We start from the raw sequence: 6096 nt of genomic DNA on the forward strand, positions 1-6096 counted from the left end.
CCCCGCCAGCGCTGCTCATACGGCTTCGATCAAGCAGTTACCGACTTCGCCCCTTCTGCGAGGAGACGAAATGAGGAGTCGTTTCATTGTTTCGGTGCTCGGGGCGGGTGTCGTGGCGTTAGCGGTGGGGTGTGGCGGCGGGCAGGGTGGCGGCCACAGCACAACGCCGGCGCCGCCCAAGGGGACGACCACAGTTGCCCCCACCCTGGCACTGAATCGCATCGACGAGCTGATCTTGGCGCCGGACGTGGTTAGCGATATCGTCGGGGCGAAACTCAACTGGGCATCTAAGCCTCCGCCGGGCGCGACCAGGCCTCAACCGCCCATCGCAGTCGACGAGGGTAATCCCGAATGCGCCGCGCTGATGGGCCCGGCCGCCGATACGGTGGGTGTGGTTTACACCGCATGGCGGAGCAATCAATACAGGGACAACGACACGGACACTTTCGAGCATGCGGTCTATCAGGCTGTTGCGACGGTCCCCGACTCGAAAGCAGCGACCCAATTGCTCGACACCGCGTTTATCAAGGCCGTGAATTCCTGTGACAATGCAGTGCTCCACCGGAAAGACGGACAAGCGCAATGGCGATATCAAAAGTCTGACGCCACCGGCACCGATGCGCGTTGGACGGCGACACAACTGCAGGACGGCAGGGTCGTCGGCTGGATCTGCTCCAACGAGGCCCGGGCGAAGAACAACGTGGTCGTATATGTGCAGGTGTGCCAGTACGGCAATGGCGCCCCGGCCGCGACCACAATCGTGGACAAGATCTCGGAGAAGGTACCCGGATAGACCCGGCAGGGTCTCGAGGAGTCGTGCAGGTGTTTGGGCTGAAGTCTTAGGGTTGCGCAGGTCCCGTCGTCAGTTCCGCCCGGGCAGTTTCATCACCGTGCGCACGATGGGCAGTAGCGACTTCTGCCAGAGGGTCGCCGGAATACCAAGGGGCGGATCGAGATTGAATACGCGGGCCGTCGCGATCGTCTGTGACTCGGTGTACTTCAGCAGACCCTCGGGCCCGTGCCGGCGACCGACGCCGGACTGGCCCATCCCGCCCATCGGCGCGCTCAGGCTGCCCCACGCGAACGCGTAGCCCTCGTTGACGTTCACGGTCCCCGACCGCAACCGCGCGGCGATCTGCTCGCCCTCCGCGGAGGAGCCGGCCCACACGCTGGCGTTGAGCCCGTACTCGATGTCGTTGGCCTTCTCGACGGCTTCCTCCACGCCGGCGACGGGGTAGATCGAGACGACCGGCCCGAACGTCTCGTTGGCCGCGCACTCCATCTCCGGCGTGACGTCGGTCAGCACCGTGGGCTCATAGAACAGCGGCCCGATGTCGGGTCGCGCCTTGCCGCCCGCAATCACCGTGGCGCCCTTGGCTTTCGCGTCGTCGACGTGGTCGGTGACCGTGTCCAGCTGGCCCGCGGAGATCAGGCTGCCCATCTCGACGGTGAAGTCATAGGCGGTGCCCAGCTTCATATTCCGCACCGCGGCACCGAACTTGCCGATGAACTCGTCGGCGATGTCCTTGTCGACGTAGATCCGCTCGATGGAGATACACAGCTGGCCCGCGTTGGAGAAGCACGCGCGGGTGGCGGCCTTGGCGGCCTTGTCCAGGTTGGCGCCCCGCGTGACGATCATCGCGTTCTTGCCGCCGAGTTCGGCCGAGAAACCGATCAGCCGGCGGCCGCAATGCTCCGCGAGCTGTCTACCCGTGGCGGTCGAGCCGGTGAACATCAAGTAGTCGCAGTTGTCGATGATGGCGGTGCCGACCACCGAGCCCGGTCCGGGCACGATCGCGTACAGCGCCCGCGGCAGACCGGCCCGGTACAACAGCTCGGCACACGCCAGCGCGCAGTACGGCGTCTGGCTGTCCGGCTTGAGCACCACCGCGTTGCCGGCCAGCAGCGCCGGCACGGAGTCGGACGCCGTCAGCGTCATCGGGTAGTTCCACGGTGAAATCACCCCGACCACGCCCTTGGGCTGGTAACCGACCGTGGTCTTGCCGATCCCCGGCAGCAGCGACTGCACCGTGCGAGGCTTCAGCAGGTCCGCCGCCACGCGCGCGTAGTAATTCGCGTTCGCCATCAGGTCGACGATTTCCTCCTGCGCGGCCCATCGGGCCTTGCCCGCCTCGGCTTGCAGGAGGTCCATCAGGAACTCGCGGTTGTCCACGACGAGGTCGCGATAGCGGCCGATCACCTCGATCCGCTCGGTCACCGGCCGCTTCGCCCACTCGACCTGGGCCGCGCGCGCCTCGGCGAACGCCGCCGCGACGTCTTCGGCCGTGCCGATGGGTATCGTGGCCAGCGGTCTGCCGGTGAAGACCTCGTCGATCGTCTTGGTCTCGCGGGCGGTGACGTCTTTGATCGCGGCCAGCTGACGCAAACGGTCGAAGACTTCGACTGACGGTGCAGGCATGTCGCTTCCTCTCGCAGAAGCACGGGCGGTCAGAACACCAGGCTATGCCGTGCGGTGTCGGGCGGACCAGAACGCTCAGCCCGGCGGATGGCTCAGAGGATGTGCATGCCCTGGGCCAACTGGGTCACCCCGACCACCGTGAAGACGGTCACCAGGATCTGCCGGTGGTACGCCCGCACCCAGTCGTGCAGCTGCCGCAATACCGCGTGGGTTCGGGCCGGTGCGGCCACATAGCCCACCAAGATCATCTCGACGACGGAATACATCAGCAGGACGAACGCGATCGAGGCGCTGACCTGCGTGGCGACCGCAGCCCTCGACGCCACGATGATGGCGAGGATGAAGAGCACCCCGTCGACCGGAACCGATGCCAGCCCGATGACCCACGCGATCCACAACGACCCCTTCTCCCACGCGCGGTGGGCGCGGTGGAGCAGGCGCCGGATTCCGGAACGGTCCTCGGGGGAAAGGTCCTGTGCGCGGCTGAGGAATCGTGGAACGGCGATCGGCGCCCCCGGAGCCGGCGTCGGCGTCGGGTTCCCGTCGCTCGATGCGTGCGCCTGCGCGCGCCGACGCGTCGAGAAGCGCACCGCCATCAGCGCGGCGATCGACAACCCGAGCACGCCCAGCCCGATTTGGATGTGGGGGAGGGTGGAGCTCGCGGCCGGACCGCCCGAGCCGTGCCGGAATGTGCCGAACGCGGAGGTGAAGTTCAGCAGCATCAGCGGGGCGAGCAGCTCGGGCACACACACGGTCAGGCCACCGACCCAGTAGGCGAGCAGGTTCGGTCCGGGGCGCGGCCGGGAGATCATCAGGAGGGCGAGGCCCAGGCGCACCGGATTGAGCGCCGCCAGAATTCCCAGCCCCAGCACTGACCCCCACATTGGCGCAGCTCTACCCGCGCCCCGGGGTGCCTAAACACCGGCACCAGCCAATTGCGCCCGGGATCATGAATGCAAAACTGTGGGCTGCCGGGTTGGCTCGGCGACACCGAACTTCGCACTCGCGCAATGCGGTTCGCGAAAGACTCTCGGCTCGGTAAGCAGATGAACGCCCCGCTATACGCGCGTGAACGCCACCGCAGCAACCGTCGTGAGATCAATCACAAGAATGCCGGTGCGGCTGCGCCTGTCCGCCCGTCTGCAGCTAAGCGCTGCGCCGGCTGGCATCGTGCGCAGCCGCCACAGGCCTCTGCTGTAGCAAGCTCCCGTTGTGGTTACGCCCGTCAAAGCATCGTGGCTTTCGGGCAAGGCCGACAAACCGCGCCCGCTTGTCGCGATCAGGAATTACGATGCACGAATGTCGGGCCTTCCTCCCGCCATGTCGCGGCTGAAAGCTTGCTGCCCTGGGGTGAACCGGAACGTGACCGCAAAAGGTGTGCGGTCGTTCCGGCGATGTGTCCACGGCATGACAGCAAACCGCGGCCATTGCGTTCGGAGGGCGCCGGAATCGCGCGGCCACCTCTCCGTGTCCGATGATGACGAAGCTGGCGGGGACAAAGTTTTGTTCTTGCTGGATGACGCGACACGCGTCGAACAAACCGGGGGTGCGAATCTCTTATGCAAGAACGAAATTCATAGGTTTGACGGCGGGTGCCGGCGGGTAACCGGCGAGCCGTGGAGCGCGACGTCCAAAGTCGTAATGCCAGCATGTTAGTGGTCCGCTGTAGCACCGACGGAAAGCCCCCGCGGAGAAGCTTCCGCGATTTTGGGGTTACTGTTGATGTTGCGGACGGTATTGCGATTCGGGCCGGGGAAGAACTGGGGCCCGAACTGCAGCCAGTCACATCACGACGGGGATTTCCGCAATCAAGCCCACCGGCACCGGCTTCGTGCCCGCGGGCAGATCGGCACACTGGTCGAAAGTAACGGCCAATCCTGAAGCGCGGCACATAGTTTTGTGCTGCGCGCGGGACCGTCATGCAATTTTCACCTTGGCAGAGGAGGTCGTCCGTTGCAGAGCAATCCCTTTGATGACGACAGTGGCAAATTTTTCGTCCTGGTCAATAATGAGGAACAGCACAGCCTTTGGCCGGTCTTCACGGATGTCCCGGCCGGCTGGCGGGTGGTGTACGGAGAGGCCGACCGGGCCGCCTGCCTCGACTACATCGAACAGAATTGGCCGGACATCCGTCCGAAAAGCCTGCGTGACAGGCTGTCCGCTCCTGGTTTGTGATGCGTAGACAGTCTAGGTATGAAGGAGTCGGAAAAGCTTTCGGGGGGAATTTGTGGAACGCAGTGACCGTGCATTGCCGCTGACGCGGGCGCAGCTGGACATCTGGCTCGCGCAGCAAACGGGTCACTTCGATGTGGCGTGGCAGCTCGGGGTGTTGGTGCGGATCGAGGGCGCGGTTGACCGCGCGTTGTTCGAGCAGGCGATGCGTCACGTGGTGGGCGAGGCCGAAAGCATCCGGGCGTGCTTCTTCGAGGTAGACGGCGAAGTCTTCCAGACCGCGATCGAGGACCCCGATATCGAACTGGCCTTCTACGACGTGAGCGGTTCGCCCGATCCCGAGCGCGAGGTCCGGAAGAGGGCGTCGGCCATCCAACGGACGCCGATCCCGCTCACCGGCCCGATGATCAACTTCTACCTCTTCCAGACGGCGCCCGATGAGTACTACTGGTTCACCTGCTGCCATCACATCGCCATCGACGGGTTGGGCATCGCGCTACTCGGCCGCCGGATTGCGGCCGTCTATTCCGCACTCGCCACCGGCGCCGCGATATCGCCGGCCTTCTTCGGTTCGTTGCGTGACCTTGTCGACAGCGAGGCGGAGTATGCGGCTTCCGCCGATTACGCCGAGGACCAGACCTATTGGGCCCAACACCTTCCTTCGGCAAGCGAGCCCGACTATCGGTTGACCCAAACCGGCGGCGAGCGCGATCCCTACGCACCCTCCCCGCCGGTCCAATTGGACTCGTCGGTGGTCGCCCTGATCAAACAGTTGTCCAAAGCGCTGGGCATCCGCCGGTCGTCGGTGCTCACCGCCGCGTGCGCGCTGTTGGTGCGCGGGTTCCGTACCGACAATTCCGACGAGGTGGTGCTCGACTTCCCGGTCAGCCGCCGGACGGATCCCGAATCGAAGACCCACCCCGGCATGCTCGCCGGCGTCGTGCCGCTCGTTTTGAACGCGTCGCCGCACGGGACAGTCGCCGACTTCCTCCAGCAGGTCGACACCCGCTCGCGAGAAGCGCTGCAGCATCAGCGATTTCCAGTCCACATGCTTGGCGGCGACGGCGGGTTCCGTGGCGCCCCGCAGGCGTCCAACCGGGTCGTCGTCAACTTCGTTCCGGCCAGACTCACCCTCAGCCTCGCCGGTGTCCCGGCGACCGCCACATACACCACCTTCGGCCCGGTCGGTCACTTCGGACTGTTCTTCCTCGGCTTCGGGGACCAGCAATTCCTGAGCACCGTCGGTGTCGGGCAACCGTTCTCGAACTTCGACGTCTCGGATTTGGCGGGACGTCTGCAGCGGGTGTTGGTGGCGATGGCGGGTGATTTGTCGCGGGTGTTGTCGTCGGTGGATCTGGTCGGCGATGCAGAGCGCGCGCGTCTGGAAGGGCTTGGTAATACGGCGGTTTTGGCGGGGCGGGCGGCTTTGCCGGTGTCGGTGCCTTCGTTGTTCGCCGCGCAGGTGGCGCGTGCGCCGGGGGCGGTGGCGTTGGTGTGCGAGGGCG

General features: G+C 65.4%; 5 protein-coding genes. 3 read left to right on the plus strand and 2 right to left on the minus strand.

What is annotated here, in order from left to right; translation table 11 throughout:
- The coding region (locus A5713_RS27290; protein ID WP_231980249.1) for a sensor domain-containing protein at nt 1-793 on the plus strand (793 nt) is incomplete at its 5' end.
- Nucleotides 794-862: 69 nt separating this feature from the next.
- Here the strand turns inward: A5713_RS27290 and A5713_RS04450 are convergent.
- Both A5713_RS04450 and A5713_RS04455 read right to left on the minus strand, forming a co-directional pair.
- Nucleotides 863-2419: a succinic semialdehyde dehydrogenase gene (locus A5713_RS04450; protein ID WP_068092946.1), complete on the minus strand. Its 1557-nt coding sequence runs from the start codon at nt 2417-2419 to the stop codon at nt 863-865.
- A 92-nt stretch (nt 2420-2511) separates the two neighbouring features.
- Complete coding sequence (locus tag A5713_RS04455) at nt 2512-3303, minus strand: GAP family protein (protein WP_067916547.1); 792 nt, start codon at nt 3301-3303, stop codon at nt 2512-2514.
- 1069 nt (nt 3304-4372) lie between these two features.
- Between A5713_RS04455 and A5713_RS04460 the strand changes: the two genes are divergently transcribed.
- Nucleotides 4373-4594, plus strand: a complete 222-nt coding sequence (locus A5713_RS04460) for an MbtH family protein (protein ID WP_067916546.1) — start codon at nt 4373-4375, stop codon at nt 4592-4594.
- Between the two features lie 52 nt (nt 4595-4646).
- The coding region (locus tag A5713_RS04465; protein WP_231980250.1) for a condensation domain-containing protein at nt 4647-6096 on the plus strand (1450 nt) is incomplete at its 3' end.

This window comes from Mycobacterium sp. E2497 (assembly GCF_001668695.1).
Classification (GTDB): Bacteria; Actinomycetota; Actinomycetes; order Mycobacteriales; family Mycobacteriaceae; genus Mycobacterium.